This is a genomic window from Streptomyces zinciresistens K42, assembly GCF_000225525.1.
Classification (GTDB): Bacteria; Actinomycetota; Actinomycetes; order Streptomycetales; family Streptomycetaceae; genus Streptomyces; species Streptomyces zinciresistens.
Window position 1 is genome coordinate 1 of sequence record NZ_AGBF01000118.1, and the last position, 21,234, is coordinate 21,234.

The following is a 21,234-nucleotide window of genomic DNA, read 5'->3' on the forward strand; positions in this document are numbered from 1 at the left end:
CGGGCCGGTGGCGTCCGGGTCCCGCGGCCCGGCGCCCCGGGCGGGCGGTGCGCCCTGCGCCGGGGCTCCGAGGACGGGCGCGCCGGGCGGGCCAAAGGCGGGGTCGCCCGGGGAGCCGTACGGCGGTCCGGGGAGCCGTGGGGGCGGGCCGAAGCCGGGCGGTGCCGCGGGGACGGCGGGCGCGGTGTCGTCGTGGTCCCGCGTCCCGGCGGCCGGTGCGCGCAGCGTGGTGGTCGGGGTGTCCGTACCGCCCGAGTCGGCCACCCGCCGGAGGAGTTCCCGGGCCTCCTCGGCCTCCGGGCGGGACTCGGGCCGCTTGTCCATCAGCCGCGCGAGGACGGGGCCGAGGGGCCTGGCGTTGCGCGGTTCGGGCAGGGGCTCGCCGACGATGGCGGTGAGCGTGGAGAAGGTCGAGGTGCGGCGGAAGGGCGCGGCGCCCTCGACCGCCGCGTACAGCGTGGCGCCCAGGGCCCATACGTCGCAGGAGGGGCCGGGGTCGGCGCCCTGGGCGCGCTCGGGCGCCAAGTAGTCCAGGGAGCCGACGAGATGGCCGGTGCGGGTCAGCCGGGTGTCCGAGCCGTCGCCGGGGTCGTCCATGGCGGCGATGCCGAAGTCGGTGAGCACGACGCGGCCCGAGCGGTCGAGCAGGATGTTGCCGGGCTTGACGTCCCGGTGCAGGACCCCGGCCCGGTGGGCGGCGGCCAGGGCGTCCATGACCTCGGCCCCGAGGCCGGCCGCCTCGTGCGGACCGAGGGTGCCGCGCTCGCGCAGCACCGCTTCCAGGGACGGGCCGTCGACCAGCTCCATGACGATGAGCGGGCGCCCGTCGGCCTCGGCGACGTCGTGCACGGCCACGACCCCGGGATGGCGGACCCGGGCCGCCGCGCGGGCCTCGCGCTGCATCCTCCGGCGCAGATCGGCGAGTTCGGGTCCGTCGGCGTCCGCGTAGGTGCGCAGTTCCTTGACCGCGACCTCGCGGCCGAGGACCTCGTCGACGGCCCGCCAGACCACGCCCATGCCGCCGCGGCCGAGTGGTGCCACGACGCGGTAGCGGCCGGCCAGCATCCGCCCCGCCCCGTCCGCCTGCTGGTGCTCCCCCGACGTCACAACCGCCCCGTTTCCCAAGCCCGTCCGTGCGTGGCGTACAGCCTACGGGGCGGATGTGGTCGTGCCGGTCGCCGTCGGCGGCCGGCGCGGGCCCCGCTACGGGGCGGAGGCGGTCAGATCGCCGCGCCGGGGCGCCGCGAAGCCCTCCAGATCGGCCCGGGTCAGACCGGTGAGCCGGGCGGTCTCGGCGATGTCGAGGGCACCGCAGTCCAGGCCGCGCAGCAGATACCCGCTGAGCGCCTTGGCCGTGGCGGGCTCGTCCATGACGTCGCCGCCGGCACGGTTCGCGTACCGGGCGAGACGGGCCGCGGCCTGCGCGAAACCTTCACGGTAGAAGGCGAAGACGGCCGCGTAGCGGGTGGGGAGGTGGCCGGGGTGCATGTCCCAGCCCTGGTAGTAGGCGCGGGCGAGAGCGCGCCGGGTCAGTCCGTAGTGCAGCCGCCAGGCGTCGTGGACCTTCGGGGTGGGGCCGACCGGCAGGACGTTGGTCGAGCCGTCGCTGACGCGCACCCCGGTGCCCGCCGCGGCGACCTGCATGATCGCCTTGGCGTGGTCGGCGGCGGGGTGGTCGCTCGCCTGGTGGGCGGCCGAGACGCCGAGGCAGGCGCTGTAGTCGAAGGTGCCGTAGTGCAGGCCCGTGGCGCGGCCCTCGGCGGCCTGGATCATCCGGGCGACGGTGGCGGTGCCGTCGGCGGCCAGGATGGACTGGCTGGTCTCGATCTGGATCTCGAAGCCGATCCGCCCGGGTTCGAGGCCGCGCGCCTTCTCGAACTCCTCCAGGAGCCGGACCATGGCGGTGACCTGCTCGGGGTAGGTCACCTTGGGCAGGGTGAGGACCAGCCCGCCGGGCAGGCCGCCGGCCTCCGTCAGTCCGGTGAGGAAGACGTCGAGGGTGCGGATGCCCCGGTCGCGCACGGCGGCTTCCATGCACTTCACGCGGATGCCCATGTACGGGGCCGCGGTGCCGTTCGCGTACGCCTCGGCGATCAGGCGGGCCGCGCGGGCGGCCGTCTCGTCCTCCTCGGCGTCGGGGCGCGGGCCGTAGCCGTCCTCGAAGTCGACGCGGAGGTCCTCGACGGGCTCGTGCTCCAGCTTGGCGCGGACCCGGGAGTACACCGGCTCGGCGAGGTCGTCGGAGAGGCCGAGGACGGCGGCGAAGGACGCGGCGTCGGGGGCGTGTTCGTCGAGGGCGGCGAGTGCCCGGTCGCCCCAGGAGCGGACGGTGCCGGCACAGAAGGCGTCGCCGGGGACGTAGACGGTGTGGACGGGCTGGCGGGTGCCGGGGTCACCGGGGTAGCGGCGCTCCAGCTCGGCGTCGACCGGGGCGAGCCCGGCGCTGATCGCCTCGCTGACGGTGCCCGCGAGGCTCGTCGCCACCTTCTCCTGCTGGCCCTGACCCATTGCCGCAACCTCCCACTTTTCCGCTCTACGGAATCAACAATCCGTTGAATGAAGTTATCCGGGCGGCTTCCGGATGGTCAACACCGTGTCCGCGGGGCGGTCGCAGCCGCCGTCCGCGGAGCGGTCGTCGCGCCCCTCCAGTACAGCACCGCACCGCGCCCGCCCCCGTGCGCGCGCTCACGGCCCCGGGACGGCACGAGGCCCCCGGGACCGCGGTCGCGCGGTCCCGGGGGCCTCGGTGTGCCCGGGTGGTGCTCAGCCCTTGCGGGCCTTGACCTCTTCGGTCAGGGCCGGGACGACGTCGAAGAGGTCGCCGACCACGCCGTAGTCGACCAGCTCGAAGATCGGGGCCTCGGCGTCCTTGTTGATCGCCACGATCGTCTTGGAGGTCTGCATGCCCGCGCGGTGCTGGATCGCGCCGGAGATGCCGGAGGCGATGTACAGCTGCGGGGAGACCGACTTGCCGGTCTGGCCGACCTGGCTGGTGTGCGGGTACCAGCCCGCGTCCACCGCGGCACGCGAGGCGCCGACGGCCGCGCCGAGGGAGTCGGCCAGCGCCTCGATGATCGCGAAGTTCTCGGCGCCGTTGACGCCGCGGCCGCCGGAGACGACGATCGCGGCCTCGGTCAGCTCCGGACGGCCGGTCGACTCACGCGGCGTGCGCGAGGTGACCTTGGTGCCGGTGGCCTGCTCGGAGAAGGACACGGCCAGGGCCTCGACCGCGCCCGCGGCCGGGGCGGCCTCGACGGCGGCGCTGTTCGGCTTGACCGTGATGACCGCGGTGCCCCTGGAGACACGGGACTTGGTGGTGAAGGACGCGGCGAACACCGACTGGGTGGCCACCGGACCGGAGTCGCCGGCCTCCAGGTCGACGGCGTCGGTGATGAGGCCGGAGCCGAGGCGCAGCGCCAGACGCGCGGCGATCTCCTTGCCCTCGGCGGAGGACGGCACCAGCACGGCGGCGAGGGAGCCCCCGGCGGACACCGCCGCGACGGCGGCCTGGAGGGCGTCGACCTTCGGGACGACCAGGTAGTCGGCGTACTCGGCGGCCTCGTGGGTGAGGACCTTGACCGCGCCGTGCTCGGCGAGGACGGCGGCGGTTTCGGCGGCGCCGTCGCCCAGCGCGACGGCGACCGGCTCGCCGACGCGGCGGGCCAGGGTCAGCAGCTCCAGGGTGGGCTTGCGGACGGCACCGTCCACGTGGTCGACGTAGACGAGAACTTCAGCCATGGGAATGCTCTCCTGCGGATTGCGAAGTCTGAGGGGCGGAAGGGGTGGTGGGCCGGTGCCCCTAGATGAACTTCTGGCTCGCGAGGTACTCGGCGAGCTGCTTGCCGCCCTCGCCCTCGTCCTTGACGATCGTGCCGGCGGTGCGGGCCGGGCGCTCGGTCGCGGAGTCCACCGCGGTCCAGGCGCCCGCCAGGCCGACCTCCTCGGCGTCGAGCTCCAGGTCGGAGAGGTCCCAGGACTCGACCGGCTTCTTCTTGGCGGCCATGATGCCCTTGAAGGACGGGTAACGCGCCTCGCCCGACTGGTCGGTGACCGACACGACGGCCGGCAGGGACGCCTCCAGCCGCTCGGAGGCGGCGTCGCCGTCCCGGCGGCCCCTGACCGTGCCGTCCTCGACGGAGACCTCGGACAGCAGGGTGACCTGCGGGACGCCCAGGCGCTCGGCCAGCAGGGCCGGGACGACACCCATGGTGCCGTCGGTGGAGGCCATGCCGGAGATCACCAGGTCGTAGCCGGCCTTCTCGACGGCCTTGGCCAGCACCAGCGAGGTGCCCAGCGCGTCGGTGCCGTGCAGGTCGTCGTCCTCGACGTGGACCGCCTTGTCGGCGCCCATGGACAGCGCCTTGCGCAGCGCGTCCCTGGCGTCCTCGGGGCCCACCGTCAGCACGGTGATCTCCACGTCGTCGTCGGAGTTCTCGGAGATCTGCAGCGCCTGCTCGACCGCGTACTCGTCGAGCTCGGAGAGCAGACCGTCCACGTCGTCCCGGTCGACGGTCAGGTCATCGGCGAAGTGCCGGTCGCCGGTGGCGTCGGGCACGTACTTCACGGTGACAACGATCCTCAAGCTCACGCCGGCTCTCCTACTGCGTCGACATTTCTCTGCTGCCTGCCTGCAGGCAGCATAGGCGCCCCAAGCAGCCGATCCCGATCCGGGCGACCCGCGCCCCGAGTGGGATATTACTCGTCAGTACACCCAGTTCATGCCCGCTGAGCAAGCGCTTTGAACTGTGACCTTCGCAACGCAGCGTAATCGGAATCCGACGGCTCCGCAGAACCGCGGAGAGCCTGACCGGTCACACCGGCGCGGTGAGGTCAGTCACGCAGAGCCTGGAACCGGCCCTGGTGGTAGAGGAGCGGACGGCCCGGCCGGGCGGGGTCCCCGGCCAGCACCTCGGCCAGCACGACGCGGTGGTCGCCCGCGGGCACGCGCGTGACGATCCGGCAGACCATCCAGGCGAGCACGCCGTCCAGCACGGGGACGCCCTCGGGGCCCTCGCCCCACACCGTGGGCGGCCCGAAGCGGTCGGCTCCGCTGCGGGCGAAGGTGGCGGCCAGGTCCCGCTGGTGCTCGCCCAGGATGTGGACGCCGACATGGTCCGTCGCGGCCACCGCCGGCCAGCTGGAGGCGGCCGTGCCGATGCCGAAGGAGAGCATCGGGGGCTCGGCGGAGACGGAGGCGAGGGACGTCGCGGTGAAGCCGACCGGGCCTGCCGCACCCCGCGCGGTGATCACGGCCACACCGGCGGCATGGCGGCGGAAGAGGGAGCGGAGCAGATCGGGCGAGGCGGGCCGGGGGGCGCCCAGGCCGGGCGTGGCCGTCATGGAGTCGTCCTTCTGCGAGGGGAGGCGTGCGGGTCCCCGGCCGTTCACCGGGCCGGACAGCGCGCGCTCGCGGTGCGGGCCAGGTCGGCGCGGGCCCGCCCGAAGAGAAGGAGTTCCTCAGGCATACCGCCAGGCTGGCGACGGTTGTCAGGTGCAGTCAAGCCGGTTCCGGGATCTGGGAGATGACTCACCCCGGTGCTCCGGCGGCTCGGACCGCCTCGCCCAGGGCGGCGATCACGTCCGCCTTGCGGGGCCGGCCGGTGGCCCGCCGCACGACGGCCCCGTCGGCGTCCAGGACCAGCACGGTCGGCGTCCTGAGGATGTCGAGCCGGCGCACGAGGCCGAGGTTGTCCTCGGCGTCGATCTCCACATGGCTCACACCCGGGACCATCCCGGCGACCTCGCCCAGCACCCGCCGGGTGGCCCGGCAGGGCGCGCAGAAGGCGCTGGAGAACTGCACGAGGGTGGCACGCTCCCCGAGGTCCCCGCCCAGGTCGGCCGCCCCGAGCCGCTGTCCTTCGTCGCGCCCGCGCACCCTGACTCTCCCGCTCCGCCGCCGATGCGGCAATCCGTGGGCGCTCGCCGCCGCGAGCACCGCCACGCACACCACCAGTCCGGTCATCACCCTGTCCCAGCGTTCACGAGACCGCAGGGATTCCCGGCCACCGAAAGGCTTTCCGCTGCGGAACGCCTGATCCATGGACATCGACGCGAGGGTCCGCGCTTCGGGGGGCCGTGACGGCCGTGGTGCTCGCGGCCGTGCTCACCACCGGCAGCGCCCGGCTGCCCGCCCGGCAGACGCCGGCGTTCGCGCGGGGCGCGGTGGGCGGAGTGGGCCGCTCGCCGTACGGGGTGCCGTTCCGCACGGCCGTCCGGCCGCGGCTGGGACCGCCGACTGCGTTCGAGGCGCCGCAGCCGCCGCGGTTCACCCAGGCGGTCGGCCTGGTCTTGGCGGGCCTCGGACCGACCGGGTACGCGCTCGGGCCGGACCGGCTGGGACGCGCCGCCACCGGGGCCGCCCTCGCCGCCGCCTTCCTGAACGCGGTCCTCGGCCACTGCCCGGACTGCGAGATGTACCTGCCGGCACGCCGGTTGACGGCGCCCGCCGGGTAAAGACGGCTCAAAACCCCGAGGTCGATCGAGGGACGGAGTGACGAGGATCTCGCCGATACCCGGCACTTGGGCTTGGCCCCCGGCCGTTATTCGGGCACGATCTGCGACAAGCCGTAAACCTACGGCTGCGTAACTTTTCCACTGGGAACCGCCTTCCCAGGCAGAGAAGGAAGGGTCCACCCCGTCCCATGGCAGAGCTTGTCTACCGTCCCGTCGTCGGTCTCGCCCAGACGCTGTTCAAGGCGTGGGACCTCAAGATCGACTGCAAGGGGTCGGAGAACATCCCGCGCTCGGGCGGCGCTGTGCTCGTGAGCAACCACATCAGCTATCTGGACTTCGTCTTCAACGGGCTGGCGGCGCTCCCGCAGAAGCGGCTGGTGCGCTTCATGGCGAAGGAATCGGTGTTCCGGCACCGGATCTCCGGCCCGCTGATGCGCGGCATGCGGCACATCCCGGTGGACCGCGAGCAGGGCGAGACCGCCTACGCGCACGCGCTGGACTCGCTGCGCTCCGGTGAGATCGTCGGTGTCTTCCCCGAGGCCACCATCTCGCCGTCGTTCACGCTGAAGAGCTTCAAGTCCGGTGCGGCCCGGCTGGCGCAGGAAGCGGGCGTGCCGATGATCCCGATGGCCGTGTGGGGCACCCAGCGGCTGTGGACCAAGGGCCACCCGCGCAACTTCAAGCGCAGCCACATCCCGATCACCATGCGGGTCGGCGAGGCGCTGGAGGCGTCCCGGGACAAGTACGCGGGCGCGCTCACCCGGCAACTGCGCGAGCGTGTGCAGGAGTTGCTGGAGGCCGCCCAGCGTGCCTACCCCGTGCGCCCGAAGGACGCCCAGGACACCTGGTGGATGCCGGCCCATCTCGGCGGTACGGCTCCCACCCCGGAGCAGGTCCGCGCGGCGGAGGCAGGCTGACAGTCGGTCGGTCGCACGCGAGGGGTCGCACCGGGCCGGCGGGCTCCCCGCGGCCCGGTCGGCCCGCGCACGCTTCAGGAGCGCACGGTGATGCGTGCTCCCGGGCTGAACTTCTCCAGCAGCTCCACGAGTTCGGCCGCCGCCCGCTCCACCCCGGTGACGGCCGCGGGGGCCAGGCACTCCAGCAGGAAGATGCCCGAGGTGGTCTCCTCGGTGAGCCGGGTGCGCGGCCCCTGCCGCCAGTTCCAGCGCCGGCAGGTGACCCCGGCGTCGTCGCGCCAGACGACCTCGCCCGCGTCCGGGTGCTCGACGGTCTCCTCCCCGCCCGCGACGGTCACGAAGTCCTCCTCGCCGGTGGCCCGCACCAGCCGCATACCGCCCTCGATGCGGTCGAGGTCCTCGCCGCCCACCGGGATCAGGTACGCCACGCTGATGGCGTTGTAGAGGTCCACGAGGAGGTTGATCCGGGGCAGGCCCGCCTCGGACAGCGCCCTTCTCGCCAGCGCCTCCGCGGAGTTGCGGGTGCGCGAGGGCTTGGAGCCGAACGCGCCGTAGGTCTCCCGCCAGGCGGCCATGTGCGGGTCCTCGTGCACGGCCCGCCCGTCCAGGCGTACGGCGAGACGGCGGGCGGCGTCGTCCAGGAGCGCCGAACCGGCCTCGGTGGTGGGGCCGTTGACGAGGCCGTGTGCCTCGATCGCCACATGGGTGAAGCCGGGCGCGAGGGCGCGCACCTCGTCGGACACGGTCAGGGAGAGGGTCATCGCCTGCCTCACGGTGTGGTGGGGGCGGTCCCCCGCGGGTACGGCCGGTCGGGGCGGCCCTGAGGGCGCTGAGCACGGCCGGTGCGGTTCAGCATACAAGACCGGGCGGTCCAACTCGTTGGACCCGGAAGCGGCCGTGCGGGACTGCCGTTCACCGGGCGAGGAAACCCCGCGTCCGCGCCGTGCGGGGCGGGCGCGGGGCTCCGCGGCGTTCCGTCTCCGGGTGCCTACCGCGCCATCTCCTCCTTGAGGGCGGCCACGAACGCGTCCACGTCGTCCTCGGTGGTGTCGAAGGAGCACATCCAGCGCACGTCCCCGGCCGACTCGTCCCAGAAGTAGAACCGGAACCGCTTCTGCAGGCGCTCGGCCACGTCGTGCGGAAGCCGGGCGAAGACGGCGTTGGCCTGCACCGGGTGGAGGATCTCCACGCCGTGGACGGCACGCACGCCCTCGGCGAGCCGCTGGGCCATGCCGTTGGAGTGGCGGGCGTTGCGCAGCCACAGGTCCTTGGCGAGCAGCGCCTCCAACTGCACCGAGACGAAGCGCATCTTGGAGGCCAGCTGCATGGACAGCTTGCGCAGGTGCTTCATGTGGCGCACGGCGTCCTGGTTGATGACGACCACCGCCTCGCCGAACACGGCGCCGTTCTTGGTGCCGCCCAGCGAGAGGAGGTCGACGCCGACCGCGTTGGTGAACGTCCGCATGGGCACGTCCAGCGAGGCGGCGGCGTTGGCTATCCGCGAGCCGTCCAGATGCACCTTCATGCCGTGCGCGTGGGCGTGCTCGCAGATCGCGCGGATCTCGTCCGGTGTGTAGAGCGTGCCGAGTTCGGTGCTCTGGGTGATCGAGACGACCTGCGGCATCGCCCGGTGCTCGTCGTCCCAGCCGTACGCCTGCCGGTCGATCAGCTCGGGGGTGAGCTTGCCGTCCGGGGTGGGGACGGTGAGCAGCTTCAGCCCGCCGACGCGCTCCGGTGCCCCGCACTCGTCGACGTTGATGTGCGCGCTCTCGGCGCAGATCACCGCGCCCCAGCGGTCAGTGACCGCCTGGAGCGCGACGACGTTGGCGCCGGTGCCGTTGAAGACCGGGAACGCCTCGGCGCTCGCGCCGAAGTGGCCCCGCACGACCCGCTGGAGGTTCTCGGTGTAGTCGTCCTCGCCGTAGGCCACCTGGTGCCCGCCGTTGGCCAGGGCCATGGCGGCGAGCACCTCCGGGTGGACGCCGGCGTAGTTGTCGCTGGCGAAACCGCGGACGTCCGGGTCGTGGTGGCGCCGGGCATCGGTCTTCGGACGGTTCACGGCTTCTCGGTCAGCCACAGACGGTTTCCGTTCACTTCGGCTGCGGACTTCTCCCAGACACCGACGACGGCCTCGGCCAGGTCCTTGACGTCCGTGAAGCCCGCGAACTTCGCGTGGGGGCGGTCGGCTCGCATCGCCTCGTGCACCAGCGCCTTCACGACCAGGATCGCAGCCGCCGACGTCGGGCCGTCGGGGCCCCCGGCCTTGCGGAAGGCGTCGGCCAGCGCGAGCGTCCACGCCTCGGCGGCGGCCTTGGCGGCGGCGTACGAGGCGTTGCCCGCGGTCGGCCTCGTGGCACCGGCGGCGCTGATGAGCAGGTAGCGGCCGCGGTCGCTGCGCTGAAGCGGCTCGAAGAAGGCCAGCGAGGTGTGCTGCACGGTCCGGATGAGCAGCAGCTCCAGGAAGTCCCAGTCGTCGAGGCTGGTCTTGATGAAGGTCTCGCTGCCGCGCCAGCCGCCCACGAGATGGACCAGGCCGTCGACGCGGCCGAACTCCTTCTCGGTGCGCCGCGCCCAGTCCTGGGTGGACTCCAGGTCGAGCAGGTCGACCGTCTCGCCGGTGACCGCGGCGCCGCCGGAGGCGTAGCGCGCGGCGTCCACGGCCTCCGCGAGGCGCTCGGGGTCGTTGTCCGCGCCGACGACGGTCGCGCCCGCCTCGGCGAGCCGGCGCAGTGCCGCCCGGCCGGCGGGTCCGCCCGCGCCGGCCACCGCGATCACCGCACCGCTGAGTGCTCCGTTGCCCACCATGCGCCTCGCCTCCTGAGCGGCCTGATCGGCCTGATCGGCCTGAGCAGTGTTCCCTGTGTCGCGGTCGCTCACGCGGCGATCCGCTCGGCACTGTCCGCGGTGATGCCCCTGGTGGAGGCGATCACGTTCTTCAGCTTCTTGGACAGGGCCTCATAGAACATGCTCAGCGGAAACTCGTCGGGAAGCACGTCATCGACGAGTCTGCGCGGCGGCAGCGTCAGGTCCAGGGCGTCGGGACCCTTGGCCCACTTGGAGCCCGGGTGCGGGGAGAGGTAGCCGGCGACCAGCTCGTAGCCGGCGAACCAGTGGACGAGCTTCGGGCGGTCGATGCCGTCGCGGTAGAGCCGCTCGATGTCGGCGCACAGCTGGTTGGTGACCTGCGGGGCGCGGTCCCAGTCGATGTGCAGCTTGTTGTCGGTCCAGCGCACGACGTCGTGCCGGTGCAGGTGGGCGAAGAGCAGCTGGCCGCCGAGGCCATCGTAGTTGCGCACGCGCTCGCCGGTGACCGGGAAGCGGAACATGCGGTCGAGCAGCACGGCGTACTGCACGTCGCGGGCCTGCGGGACGCCGTCGGCCTGGAGCCTGACGGCCTCCCTGAAGGCGGTGAGGTCGCAGCGCAGCTCCTCCAGGCCGTACATCCAGAACGGCTGGCGCTGCTTGATCATGAACGGGTCGAACGGCAGGTCGCCGTGGCTGTGGGTGCGGTCGTGGACCATGTCCCACAGGACGAACGCCTCTTCGGTGCGCTTCTGGTCGTGGACCATGGCGGCGATGTCCTCGGGCAGTTCGAGGCCCAGGATGCCGACGGCGGCGTCGGTGACCCGGCGGAAGCGGGCGGCCTCGCGGTCGCAGAAGATGCCGCCCCAGGAGAAGCGCTCGGGCGCCTCGCGCACGGCGATGGTCTCGGGGAAGAGCACGGCCGAGTTGGTGTCGTAGCCGGCGGTGAAGTCCTCGAAGGTGATCCCGCAGAACAGCGGGTTGTCGTAGCGGGTGCGCTCCAGCTCGGCCAGCCAGTCGGGCCACACCATGCGCAGCACGACCGCTTCGAGGTTGCGGTCGGGGTTGCCGTTCTGCGTGTACATCGCGAAGACGACCAGGTGCTGGAGTCCGTCCGCGCGGTGCGCGGCGGGCTGGAAGGCCAGCAGCGAGTCGAGGAAGTCGGGCACCGCGAAGCCGCCCTCGGCCCAGCGGGCGAGGTCCTTCACCAGTGCCCGGTGGTACGCGGCGTCGTGCGGCAGCAGGGGCGAGAGCTCCTCGACCGCGCCCGCGACACGCCGGACCGCGGCCTCGGCGTCCGCACGCGGGGGTGCGCCCTCGGCCTCGAAGTCGATCGATCCGTCCTTGGACTGCCATGGCCGGATCAGTTCCACGGCATCCTTGAGCACCGGCCATGCCGGGTGCTCGACCACCCTGGTCACGGGAGGAACCTGGCCCTCCGTAGCCGCCTGCACAAGAATTTCCGTCATGTCCCATCCTCCACGGGAGAACCTCACTTAAGGACACCGTAGGCATACGAGGTTTCACCCAGCAAGAGGACAGTCGGGAAATTATCCTGCACAGACTCAAGGTCACCGAAGTTTTTCCGGTCCGACACCGGGATGGCGATTACCTCGGGCTCCCGTGGGCAGGAGAACGCCCCGCCGTCGAAAACCGGTCAATCACCGGGAGACTCGCCCACGCCAGGGTGATCACACGCGGGGCCGCCCGACCGGCGGCACCATGTCCACCGCCGCAAACCCCCGCGTACACGTGGGGTTCATCACGCGCCCAGGCCACTAGGCTGCGGCACTGCCGGGCGAACAGAGCGCTCCGGTTCGCGCGACTGCCGAGCCGCCGTCGACGGAAGCGAGTCGAACCTTGAACTTCCTCACCATCGGTCACCGCGGGGTCATGGGTGTCGAACCCGAGAACACCCTCCGGTCCTTCGTCGCCGCCCAGCAGGCCGGCCTCGATGTCATCGAACTCGATCTCCACCTCAGCAAGGACGGCGCCCTCGTCGTCATGCACGACACCGACGTGGACCGCACGACCGACGGAACCGGGGCGATCGCCGACAAGACCCTCGCGGAACTGCGCGCCCTGGACGCGGGCCGCGGCGAGCGGGTACCGGTGTTCGAGGAGGTCCTGGACGCGGTGCGCGCCCCGCTCCAGGCCGAGATCAAGGACGTCGCCGCGGCGCGCGCGCTCGCCGGGGTGATGACCGGCCGGGACCTGGTCTCCCGGGTCGAGGTGTCCTCGTTCCACGACGAGGCCGTCGCCGAGATCGCCCGCCTGGTGCCGGGTGTGCGGACCGCGCTGATCGCCGGCCGCTACGGCACCGACGTCGTGGACCGCGCCGTCGCCGTGGGCGCGGCGACCGTCTGCCTGAACATCCGCAGGCTGACCCTGGAGGTCGTGGAGCACGCCCGCAAGGCCGACCTCAGGATCATCGGCTGGGTGGTGAACACCCAGGACCATCTGCGTCTCGTCCGCGCGCTGGGACTGGACGGCGCGACCACCGACCACCCCGAGATCAAGCGCACCGGCCGCTTCACCGCCTGAGCGCGCACATCCGCCGCGTGAGCGCGCGCACCGCGCGACTCCAGGCGAAACGATCAGGCGAGCTCCTTCACCAGGAGCTCGAACCGCAGGCCCTCGCGCCGCGGGATGCCGAAACGCTCGTCGCCGTACGGGAACGGGGTGGTCCGGCCCGTACGGCGGTAGCCGCGCCGCTCGTACCAGGCGATCAGGTCCTCCCGTACGGAGATCACCGTCATGCGCATCTCGCTCACGCCCCAGGTCAGCCGGGCCTGCCGCTCCGCCTCCGCGATGATCAGCTTGCCGAGGCCGGCGCCCTGGAGGGCGGGGCTGACGGCGAACATCCCGAAGTAGGCGTGCGTACCGCGGTGCTCCAGCTGGCAGCAGGCGGCGATCCGGCCGTCGCGCTCGACCACGAGCAGCCGGCTCTCCGGCGCCCTCACCACGTCCAGCACACCCTGCGGGTCGGTGCGCTGCCCGTCGAGGATGTCCGCTTCGGTCGTCCACCCGGCCCGGCTGGAGTCCCCGCGGTAGGCCGACTCGATCAGCGCGACCAGCGCGTCCACGTCGGCGGCGGTGGCGTCGCGGTGGATGAGCGGGGCGGTGGCCTCGGGCGCGGTGGTGTCCATGGTGCGGGTCTTCCCCTCGAAGGCGCGGGTCGGGCACGGCAGAGCGTAACCCGCCACCGGGGCGCTCCCGCCTCGCCGCGGATGCGCGGGAGCGGCGCCGGGTACGGGAGCCGTGAGCGAGCCGCGAGCCGGTGGACCCTCCCGGTGGCGGCCCCTGTGCCGCGGCGGGCGTTCTCCGCGGCGCCAGGGCGTGTTTCGCCCTAGGCTCGGGCCGCATGGTGCATGTACTGAGCGGCCGGACCCTGCTGCGGCCCGCCGATCCCGAACGGTCCCGGCACTTCTACGGCGAGCAGCTCGGCCTCGCCGTCCACCGCGAGTTCGGCACGGGGCCCGAGCGCGGGACGGTCTACTTCCTGGGCGGCGGCTTCCTCGAGGTGTCGGGGCGCTCCGCGGAGCCGCCGTCCCCGGGCCTGCGGCTGTGGATGCAGGTCGAGGACGTCGCCGCCGCGCACGGGGAACTGGTGGCCAAGGGCGTCGAGATCGTCCGGCCGCCGGTCGAGGAGCCCTGGGGCCTGATCGAGATGTGGCTGGCCGACCCCGACGGGACGCCGATCGTCCTGGTGGAGGTGCCCGCCGGGCACCCCCTGCGCCACCGCCCCGGCATCTGAGGCCCGGAGCCGGTCCCCGGCGGGCGGAACGGCGCACGGCTCGGCGGGCCGGACGGGGTTCGGGACCTCGGACCCGGGGGCACGGGGTCGGGTCAGACGCGCAGTGCCCCGAGCCGGCCTTCCAGTCGGCAGAGCAACTCGCCCAGCAGGGAGGCCAGTTCGCCCTGGCGCGGAGGTTCCAGGTCGGACAGTACGGCCGTCTCGTAGGCGAGTTGCTCGGGCAGGATGCCGTCGACGAGGTCGCGCCCGGCGTCGGTGAGCCGTACATGGGCGACGCGGCGGTCCCGGGTGTCGCCGCGGCGCTCGACGAACCCCCGCTCGGAGAGCTGCTTGAGGCGTTTGGTGACGGCGGCTCCCGACGAGAAGGTCTCCCGGGCGAGTTCGCCGGGGGTGAGTTCGTGACCGGTCCGGCGCAGCGCGCCCAGCAGGTCGAACTCGGGGCGGCTGAGGCTCGCCCGGCGCAGGGGCGCGTCCTCGGCCTGCTGGAGGAGGGCGGCGCAGCGGCTGATGCGGCCGATGATCTCCATCGGCCCGGTGTCGAGGTCGGGGTGCACGGACTGCCACTGCCGGACCACGGCGGCCACCGTGTCCTGTCTCGTCCCGGTCGGCCCGCCGTTCGTCGCCGTCATGGCCGTACGCCCTCCGTCGTGTCGCTGTCCGTGCCCTGGTCCCCGTGCGGCTTCCGGCTGCGGGCCGCCCCGGCGAGCGTACGGGGTCCGCTCCGCGCGCGGCACGCGCGACCCGCTGCCCCCGGCGGCCGGGGCGCCTCCGCGCTGACCTGCCGTGCTCCGTCGCATGCCCCCCGTGTACCTCCTTGCGCTCGCTTGCGCGCCGTACGGCCCTGGGCATCGACGCAGTGTCCGGGACGTCGAGCGGGGAGGTGCGCGTGCACGGACCGGCTTCGCCCGGCTGGCTGCTGGTCGCGCTGTGCGCGGTGAGCGGCGCCTACTGCCTGCTGCGCATGCGCAGTCCCGTCGAGGAGCAGCGCCGTACCGCGGGCGGCGAGGCGCTGATGGGCTTCGGCATGGCCGCGATGGCCGTGCCCGCCGCGGTGTTCACCCCGCCGCCCTGGGCCTGGCACGGCTACGCGGTGGTGTTCGGGGCGGCCGCCCTGCACGCCCTGTGGTCGGGGCGGGCGGGCGCGCGCCATCCGCACCACCTGGTGGGGACCGCCGCCATGGTCTACATGTCCCTCGCCATGAGCGGCCCTCCCGGCGGTCACGGCGCCTCGGGCGTCCCCCTCGTGACGGGCGTCCTGCTGGCGTACTTCACCGGCTACGTGCTGGTGTCCGGGGTCCGGCTGGTGCCGGTGGCCGCGGGCGGCGCCGGGGCCGGGGCGGGGGTCGCCTGGGGCGATCGCCCGGAGCTGGCGCGGGTGTGCCGGCTGTCGATGGGGATCGCCATGGTCGCGATGCTGCTCACGCTCTGAGGAGGCGTCCCGGGGCGGACCGTGGTCTGCGTCACTTGGCCGCACCGCCCGTACCCCTGGGCGGTGCGCCGCTCATAGGGTGAGGCCCATGATGGTCCCCGCGGCACTGCTGCTGCTCGCCGCCCTGACCGCCGTCGTCGCCCCCCGTCTGCTCACGCGTGCCGACTGGCCCGACCGTGAACCGGTGGTGGCCCTGTGGGCGTGGCAGTGCGTGGTCGCCGCGGTGCTGCTGAGCTGCGCGCTGTCGATGACGCTCAGCGCGGCGGCCGCCTGGGAGGCGGTGCGCGGGCATGTCTTCGCGCCCGCGCCGCGTGCCGTCGTGGAGGCGTACGCCCTCGGGATGGGCGGGCCGTGGGCGGCGGCGACGGCGGTGACACTCGCGTGCGGCGGCCTGTGGACCGTGGCCATGCTGGTGCGCGAGGTGGCCCGCGCACGCACCCGGCGGTGCCGTCGCCGCGCCGAACTCCTGCTGCGGGCGCCGCTGTTGCCCGGCGAGGCGGCGGGCGACGAGCGACTGGTCATCCTGGAGGGCGAGCGCGCGCAGGCCGGTCTGCTGCCCGGTGCCGCGCCCCGGCTCGTCGTCACCACCGGCGCCCTGCGGCGGCTCAAGGGGCGCCGGCTGGACGCCGTCCTCGCCCATGAGCAGGGGCACGCGCGCGCCCGGCACGACTGGCTGCTGCACTGCTCGGGCGCGCTCGCGGGCGGCTTCCCGCAGGTGCCGGTGTTCGCGGCGTTCCGCGACGAGATGCACCGGCTGGTGGAACTCGCCGCCGACGACATGGCCTCGCGCCGTTTCGGCCGCCTCACGACCGCGCTCGCCCTGGTCGAACTCAACGAGGAGCGGGGCGTGTTCGGGCCCGCCCCCACCCCGCAGGCGCAGGTGCCGCAGCGGGTGAACCGGCTGCTGACCCCGGCGGACCGGCTCACGGCCGGCCGCCGGCTGCGGCTGACGGCGGCCGCGGCGCTGGTGCCGGTGGTGCCGCTGCTGGTCGCGTTCGTGCCGGGCCTGCGGGCCCTGGGATGACCGGGTACCGGTGGGGGTACCCGCCAGGGGTACCCGTAGGGTTGTGGTGGCCCCCATCGCGGCGCCGGGCCCGCGCCCGCGTGGGGCCCGCCCCGGGTACCGGCCTCTCACCCCACGATTCGGCGAGGATCACTTCATGCGCACCCAGTCCGTGACATCCCCGCCCAGTCCCCCGGCGGAGCGCCGATACCTCCGCTGGACGGGCGGGCTGGCCCTCGCCTCCCTCGTGCTGCTCGTCCTCGTGGCGGTGCGCTGGAGCCCGCTGATGAGCCTGGACGGCGACATCGCGAACACGACGCACGGCTGGGCGGTCGACGAACGCGGCGTCACCCAGGTGATGCGCATCCTGACGGACTGGGTCTGGGACCCCTGGACGATGCGGATCGCGACGTTCGCGGCGGCTATCTGGCTGGCGTGGCGCAAGGCGGCGCGCTGGACGGCCCTGTGGCTCCTGGCCGCGTCCTGGCTCGCCACGGGCCTTCAGCAGATCATGAAGGCGCTCGTCGACCGCGCCCGGCCGGTCTGGCCGGACCCCGTCGACTCCGCGAACTTCGCCGCCTACCCCTCCGGCCACGCCATGGTGGCGACGGTGGTGTGCGGTCTGCTGCTGTGGCTCGCGCACCACTACGGCGTGCGGGGCGCCTGGTGGCGTACGGCCGTGGTGGTGGCGGTGGTCTCCGCGGCCGGGGCCGGCCTCACCCGGGTGTGGCTGGGGGTCCACTGGCTCTCGGACGTCGTCGGCGGCTGGCTGCTGGGCGTGCTGTTCGTGCTGCTGGCGGTCCGGGTCCATGAGCGCCTGTGGCCCGGGGAGGGCGCCGCGGCCCGCGCCGGGGCGGACGACGATCCTCCGGCGCGGGGGTCCTCGACCCCGTAGACTCCGGCCATGACCGCGGTTCTGTTTGATTTCTCCGGAACGCTCTTCCGTGTCGAGTCCACCGAGGCATGGCTGCGCGGCGCACTCGCCGAGCTGGGACTGGAGCCGCCCGAGGCCGAGGTGGCGCGGACGGCGCGGGAGCTGGAGGCGATGGGGGCGCAGCCCGGCGGGGCCCGTCCCAGCCGGCTGCCCGAGGACGTCGCCGGTGTCTGGGGAGTCCGGGACACGAGCGCCGAGCTGCACCGCGCGGCCTACACCGCGCTGTCCCGGCACGTCCCGCTGCCCGAGGACCGGTTGCACGACGCCTTGTACGAGCGGCACATGACACCGGGCGCGTGGCTGCCCTACCCCGACGCGGCCGAGGTGCTGGGGACCCTGCGCGAGCGCGGCGTGGGGGTCGCCGTGGTCAGCAACATCGGGTGGGACCTGCGCCCGGTGTTCCGCGCACACGGCCTGGACGCCTGGGTGGACGCCTATGTGCTGTCGTACGAGCACGGCGTGCAGAAGCCCGATCCCCGGCTGTTCGCGGCGGCCTGCGAGGCGCTGGGCGCGCGTCCGCGGGACGTCGTCATGGTCGGTGACAACCGGCACGCGGACGGCGGCGCGGCGGCGATCGGCTGCACCGTGCACTTCGTGGACCACCTTCCGGCGGCCGAGCGGCCCGACGCGCTGCGGCCGGTGCTGGAGCTGGTCGGCGGCACGGCGCGCGGGTGACGCGGCTGCGTGCGGCGCTCCCCTGAGGGGGCCGGGCCCGCCCCGGACGATCCCCCGCGTCGCCCGGGGCGGACGACAGTCCCGGCCGGGCCGTGAGACGGCCGGGCCAGGATGCGTTGAGTATAGTTGGCTGGCAGCCAGTCAACGCAGGAGTCCAGCATGTCCCCGCGCAGCGCGTCGGTCAATGAAGAGTTGCGCCGACGTTCCCGGGAGCGGCTTCTGCAGGCGGCGGTGGAGCTGGTGGGCGAGCACGGTTACGACGCGACGACCCTGGGCGACATCGCCGACCGGGCCGGTTCGGCCCGCGGACTGGTGTCGTACTACTTCCCCGGCAAGCGGCAGCTGGTGCAGTCCGCGGTGCACCGGCTGATGCACCGCACGCTGGAGGAGGCGCTGGAGCGCGAGCCGCGCACCGGGGACGGCCGTGAGCGGATGGCGCGGGCCGTCGACGCGATCCTGGGCCTGGCCCGGGACCGGCCGGTGCTGATGCGCCAGCACATGGCGGGCATCCTGGAGGCCGAGGGTCTGGTGCAGTGTCCGGAGCAGCGGCGGCTGGCCGAGCTGCTGCGGGAGGTGTGCGCCGGACGGGGTTCCTCGGACCTCGACACCGACTACCCGATGCTGCGCGCGCTGCTGATGGGCGCGGTGTACGCGGCGCTGGTGCCCGGGGTGCCCATGCAGGTGCCGGTGCTGCGGGCCGAGCTGTTCAAGCGCTACCGGCTCGACTGGGAGATGGGCGTCCCGCCGGACGCGGCGCCCGGCGGGACGGGTGACACGGATCTGTCGCGGTTCTTCGCCACCGGTTCCTCCTCCGGCGGCGCGCAGGATCAGTCGACGTAGTCGCGGTAGTCGGGCTGCGTCTGGACGTTGAGTTCGCGCAGCCTGACCCAGCGGGCGGGGTCGGTGCGCCGGTCGTCGACCTTCAGGACGTCGAAGCCCCTGGCCATCTCGTTGGAGTAGATGTAGCCGTTGTAGTAGTACGCCGACCAGGTGCCGCCCGCCCTGATGACGTCGGTGGACAGCGGGCCGCGGTCGAAGTAGCCGATCTCCCTGGGCCTGCTGGAGTCGGTGAAGTCCCAGACGGACACGCCGCCCTGGTACCAGGACTGGACCATGATGTCCCTGCCCGGGACGGGGATCAGCGAGCCGTTGTGGGCGACGCAGTTCTCGGTGTCCGCCTGGTAGCGGGGGATCTTGAAGTAGCTGCGGAAGACGAGTTTGCGCCGGTCGCCCTTGCCGACGATGTCGTAGATGCCGTCGGCGCCGCGGTCCGGGCCGATCGCCGCGTTGCAGGTGGCACCGCCGCCGCCGCCGAGTTCGTCGGTGAAGACGACCTTGTTCGCGCGCTGGTTGAAGGTCGCCGAGTGCCAGAAGGCGAAGTTGACGTCGTCCCGCACCCGGTCGATGACCTTCGGCCGTTCCGGATCCTTGATCGACAGCAGGATGCCGTCGCCCATGCAGGCTCCCGCGGCCAGGTCCTGCTCCGGCAGCACGGTGATGTCGTGGCAGCCGGTGGTCTTGCGGATGCCGTTGGGCTGGCCGGGGTTGCCGCCGCCGTCCGGTCCCTCACCGGGGAAGAGCACCGGGAAGCTGACGACCGCCGCCTTCTCCGGCGCGTCGCGCGGGACCTTGATCACGGAGATGCCGTCGTGCGGGGGCTGGCAGTCCGGGTAGGAGGCGTCCGGTGAGTAGGAGGAGACGTAGATGTAGACGTTCTTGCGCTGGGGGACGAGCGTGTGGGTGTGCGAACCGCAGGCGGTCTCGACGGCGGCGACGTACTGGGGATTGCGCTTGTCGCTGATGTCGAAGACCTTCATGCCCTCCCACGAGGACTTCTCGGTCACGGGCTGGGTGGTGCTGTTGCAACTGCTGTCGCTGCGCGAGGAGTCGGTGGACAGGAACAGCAGGTTGCCGGAGACGGAGATGTCGTTCTGCGAGCCGGGGCACAGGACCTGCGCGACGGTCTTCGGGGACCGGGGGTTGCTGATGTCGTAGACGGTGAAGCCGTCGTAGTTGCCGGCGAAGGCGTACTTGCCCTGGAACGCCAGGTCCGAATTGGTGCCCTGGAGCGCGTCCTTGGGGATCTGGGCGACGGGCTCGACGTTGGCGGAGTGCACGACCTCGTCCTGGCCGGGTATCTCCCCGTTCTTCAGGGCCTTGCCCACCTCGGCCCTGGTGCTGCCGGAGACCTCCTGCTCCGCGACGGGCCCGTCCCCCGGGTCGGGGGTCGCGGTGGCCGGCTGCGCGGTGAGCAGCGCGGCCAGGAGACCGGCGGCTGCCGCCGCAACTCCCAGGCGTCTGCGTCGTGTTCGGGGGCTGTTGAACAGGATCACTGTTTCCTCCCTTGTTCCGCTCGCACGGGAACGGTTCACGCACGCCCGAGTATCGTCTTAGTCATGCACATATCAACAGGGGGCAAGGGACATGTGACGCCGCCGTCGCGCCGGACGCCCGTGCTGGCTGCCGCGCTCGTGCTGGCCGTACTCGCGCTCGGCGGCTGCGACAGCGGCCCGGACGCCAAGTCGCGGGAGAGGAGCGGGTCTTCGGTGATCGTGCCGGGCAAGCCCGGCGAGCCCAACCGGGTGATGCCGGCCAAGGAGGCGATCGAGCAGCGCGCCGAGAACGACTCCCCCAACGCGGCGGACGTCTCCTACGCGCAAATGATGATCATGCACCACGGCCAGGCCCTGCGGATGACCGAACTCGCCCCGGACCGGGCGGGTTCGGCGAAGGTGAAGAAGCTCGCCGCGCGGATCGCCGCCGCGCAGGGCCCGGAGATCGACGCCATGAAGGGATGGCTCCGGTCCCAGGGCAAGAGCGCGGCGGGCGGGAGGGCACACGCCTCGATGCCCGGCATGGCGACCGAGGCGCAGTTGCGGGCGCTGCGCGACGCGCGCGGGGCGGCGTTCGACCGGCTCTTCCTGAAGCTGATGATCACCCATCACGGCGGGGCGATCACGATGGCCACCGACGTGAAGGGACGGGGCAACAACATCCGCGTCGAGGAGATGGCCGACGAGGCGATCTCGCAGCAGTCGGCGGAGATCAGGCGGATGCAGGACATGCTCTGACGGCCCCCGGCGGGGGCAGGACCGCGCGAGGGGCGGGCTCAGCGGCGGGCGCGGCGCGGCGAGAGGAATCCCGCGTCGCGCGCCTGCCCGATCAGACGCAGGGATCCGCGGCGGCTGTGGCCCGTCGCGTCCATCACCGCGAGGACGGGGTCCGCGCCCCGCGCCTGGGCCGAGCGGTACTCCCGCGCCACCA

The 21,234-nt window shown here is 73.1% G+C and carries 23 protein-coding genes and 1 pseudogene; 10 read left to right on the top strand and 14 right to left on the bottom strand.

Going from position 1 to position 21,234, the window contains the following annotated elements; translation table 11 throughout:
- The 6 genes from SZN_RS25265 to SZN_RS25290 form a co-directional block, all read right to left on the bottom strand.
- Positions 1-1,107: serine/threonine-protein kinase (locus tag SZN_RS25265; protein WP_043732992.1), on the bottom strand; the 1,107-nt coding region annotated here is incomplete at its 3' end.
- 96 nt (positions 1,108-1,203) lie between these two features.
- Positions 1,204-2,508 (bottom strand): DUF6986 family protein, encoded by a 1,305-nt coding sequence (locus tag SZN_RS25270; RefSeq protein ID WP_007500192.1) that lies wholly within the window; start codon positions 2,506-2,508, stop codon positions 1,204-1,206.
- Positions 2,509-2,763: 255 nt separating this feature from the next.
- Positions 2,764-3,738 (bottom strand): electron transfer flavoprotein subunit alpha/FixB family protein, encoded by a 975-nt coding sequence (locus SZN_RS25275; protein ID WP_007500194.1) that lies wholly within the window; start codon positions 3,736-3,738, stop codon positions 2,764-2,766.
- Positions 3,739-3,799: 61 nt separating this feature from the next.
- The gene (locus SZN_RS25280; RefSeq protein ID WP_043732979.1) at positions 3,800-4,588 is read right to left on the bottom strand and encodes an electron transfer flavoprotein subunit beta/FixA family protein; all 789 of its coding nucleotides are present in this window, start codon (positions 4,586-4,588) and stop codon (positions 3,800-3,802) included.
- A 242-nt stretch (positions 4,589-4,830) separates the two neighbouring features.
- Positions 4,831-5,340: a flavin reductase family protein gene (locus SZN_RS25285; protein WP_007500198.1), complete on the bottom strand. Its 510-nt coding sequence runs from the start codon at positions 5,338-5,340 to the stop codon at positions 4,831-4,833.
- A gap of 187 nt (positions 5,341-5,527) precedes the next feature.
- On the bottom strand, positions 5,528-5,962 hold the full coding sequence (locus SZN_RS25290; protein ID WP_078508924.1) for a TlpA family protein disulfide reductase: 435 nt from the start codon (positions 5,960-5,962) through the stop codon (positions 5,528-5,530).
- Between the two features lie 76 nt (positions 5,963-6,038).
- Here SZN_RS25290 and SZN_RS25295 point away from each other — a divergent pair.
- Together SZN_RS25295 and SZN_RS25300 are read left to right on the top strand one after the other, a co-directional pair.
- Positions 6,039-6,453 (top strand): annotated as a pseudogene (locus SZN_RS25295) (DUF4395 family protein).
- A 188-nt stretch (positions 6,454-6,641) separates the two neighbouring features.
- The gene (locus SZN_RS25300) at positions 6,642-7,370 is read left to right on the top strand and encodes a lysophospholipid acyltransferase family protein (RefSeq protein WP_007500203.1); all 729 of its coding nucleotides are present in this window, start codon (positions 6,642-6,644) and stop codon (positions 7,368-7,370) included.
- A 74-nt stretch (positions 7,371-7,444) separates the two neighbouring features.
- Here the strand turns inward: SZN_RS25300 and SZN_RS25305 are convergent, their stop codons facing one another.
- The 4 genes from SZN_RS25305 to SZN_RS25320 all read right to left on the bottom strand — a co-directional run bounded on the left by SZN_RS25305 (position 7,445) and on the right by SZN_RS25320 (position 11,641).
- Positions 7,445-8,131 (bottom strand): B3/B4 domain-containing protein, encoded by a 687-nt coding sequence (locus SZN_RS25305; RefSeq protein ID WP_007500205.1) that lies wholly within the window; start codon positions 8,129-8,131, stop codon positions 7,445-7,447.
- 227 nt (positions 8,132-8,358) lie between these two features.
- Positions 8,359-9,429 (bottom strand): threonine aldolase family protein, encoded by a 1,071-nt coding sequence (locus tag SZN_RS25310; RefSeq protein WP_007500207.1) that lies wholly within the window; start codon positions 9,427-9,429, stop codon positions 8,359-8,361.
- Positions 9,426-10,175 (bottom strand): SDR family oxidoreductase, encoded by a 750-nt coding sequence (locus SZN_RS25315; RefSeq protein WP_007500210.1) that lies wholly within the window; start codon positions 10,173-10,175, stop codon positions 9,426-9,428. Before SZN_RS25315 ends, SZN_RS25310 begins: the two co-directional genes overlap by 4 nt.
- Before the next feature lie 68 nt (positions 10,176-10,243).
- A complete protein-coding gene (locus SZN_RS25320) occupies positions 10,244-11,641 on the bottom strand; it encodes a DUF6421 family protein (RefSeq protein ID WP_043732983.1) in 1,398 nt (465 codons plus the stop codon).
- A gap of 391 nt (positions 11,642-12,032) precedes the next feature.
- On the opposite strand from SZN_RS25320, the gene SZN_RS25325 reads away from it, so the two are divergent.
- Positions 12,033-12,716, top strand: a complete 684-nt coding sequence (locus tag SZN_RS25325) for a glycerophosphodiester phosphodiesterase (protein ID WP_007500214.1) — start codon at positions 12,033-12,035, stop codon at positions 12,714-12,716.
- Between the two features lie 53 nt (positions 12,717-12,769).
- Here the strand turns inward: SZN_RS25325 and SZN_RS25330 are convergent, their stop codons facing one another.
- On the bottom strand, positions 12,770-13,321 hold the full coding sequence (locus SZN_RS25330) for a GNAT family N-acetyltransferase (RefSeq protein ID WP_043732995.1): 552 nt from the start codon (positions 13,319-13,321) through the stop codon (positions 12,770-12,772).
- A gap of 215 nt (positions 13,322-13,536) precedes the next feature.
- Here SZN_RS25330 and SZN_RS25335 point away from each other — a divergent pair, with 215 nt between their 5' ends.
- On the top strand, positions 13,537-13,929 hold the full coding sequence (locus SZN_RS25335; protein WP_007500218.1) for a VOC family protein: 393 nt from the start codon (positions 13,537-13,539) through the stop codon (positions 13,927-13,929).
- A 92-nt stretch (positions 13,930-14,021) separates the two neighbouring features.
- On the opposite strand, the gene SZN_RS25340 is transcribed toward SZN_RS25335, so the two are convergent.
- Entirely contained in the window at positions 14,022-14,558 is a 537-nt protein-coding gene (locus tag SZN_RS25340; RefSeq protein ID WP_007500221.1) for a MarR family winged helix-turn-helix transcriptional regulator, read from the bottom strand.
- 257 nt (positions 14,559-14,815) lie between these two features.
- Between SZN_RS25340 and SZN_RS25345 the strand changes: the two genes are divergently transcribed.
- From SZN_RS25345 to SZN_RS25365, 5 genes are all read left to right on the top strand, one after another.
- Positions 14,816-15,358: a DUF5134 domain-containing protein gene (locus tag SZN_RS25345; RefSeq protein ID WP_007500223.1), complete on the top strand. Its 543-nt coding sequence runs from the start codon at positions 14,816-14,818 to the stop codon at positions 15,356-15,358.
- Positions 15,359-15,446: 88 nt separating this feature from the next.
- Positions 15,447-16,382, top strand: coding sequence for a M56 family metallopeptidase (locus SZN_RS25350; protein ID WP_007500225.1), 936 nt, complete (start codon positions 15,447-15,449; stop codon positions 16,380-16,382).
- A gap of 136 nt (positions 16,383-16,518) precedes the next feature.
- Positions 16,519-17,256, top strand: coding sequence for a phosphatase PAP2 family protein (locus SZN_RS25355; RefSeq protein WP_007500227.1), 738 nt, complete (start codon positions 16,519-16,521; stop codon positions 17,254-17,256).
- 9 nt (positions 17,257-17,265) lie between these two features.
- The gene (locus tag SZN_RS25360; RefSeq protein WP_007500230.1) at positions 17,266-17,970 is read left to right on the top strand and encodes an HAD family hydrolase; all 705 of its coding nucleotides are present in this window, start codon (positions 17,266-17,268) and stop codon (positions 17,968-17,970) included.
- A 159-nt stretch (positions 17,971-18,129) separates the two neighbouring features.
- Positions 18,130-18,810, top strand: a complete 681-nt coding sequence (locus SZN_RS25365) for a TetR/AcrR family transcriptional regulator (RefSeq protein ID WP_043732988.1) — start codon at positions 18,130-18,132, stop codon at positions 18,808-18,810.
- On the opposite strand, the gene SZN_RS25370 is transcribed toward SZN_RS25365, so the two are convergent.
- Positions 18,798-20,303 carry an LVIVD repeat-containing protein gene (locus SZN_RS25370; protein WP_007500233.1) on the bottom strand — a complete coding sequence of 502 codons (1,506 nt, stop codon included), beginning with the start codon at positions 20,301-20,303 and terminating at the stop codon, positions 18,798-18,800. The genes SZN_RS25365 and SZN_RS25370 overlap by 13 nt on opposite strands.
- Positions 20,304-20,366: 63 nt before the next feature.
- Here SZN_RS25370 and SZN_RS25375 point away from each other — a divergent pair, with 63 nt between their 5' ends.
- Positions 20,367-21,041 (top strand): DUF305 domain-containing protein, encoded by a 675-nt coding sequence (locus SZN_RS25375; RefSeq protein ID WP_078508927.1) that lies wholly within the window; start codon positions 20,367-20,369, stop codon positions 21,039-21,041.
- A 38-nt stretch (positions 21,042-21,079) separates the two neighbouring features.
- Here SZN_RS25375 and SZN_RS42790 read toward each other — a convergent pair.
- The coding region (locus tag SZN_RS42790; RefSeq protein ID WP_244313413.1) for a DUF6214 family protein at positions 21,080-21,234 on the bottom strand (155 nt) is incomplete at its 5' end.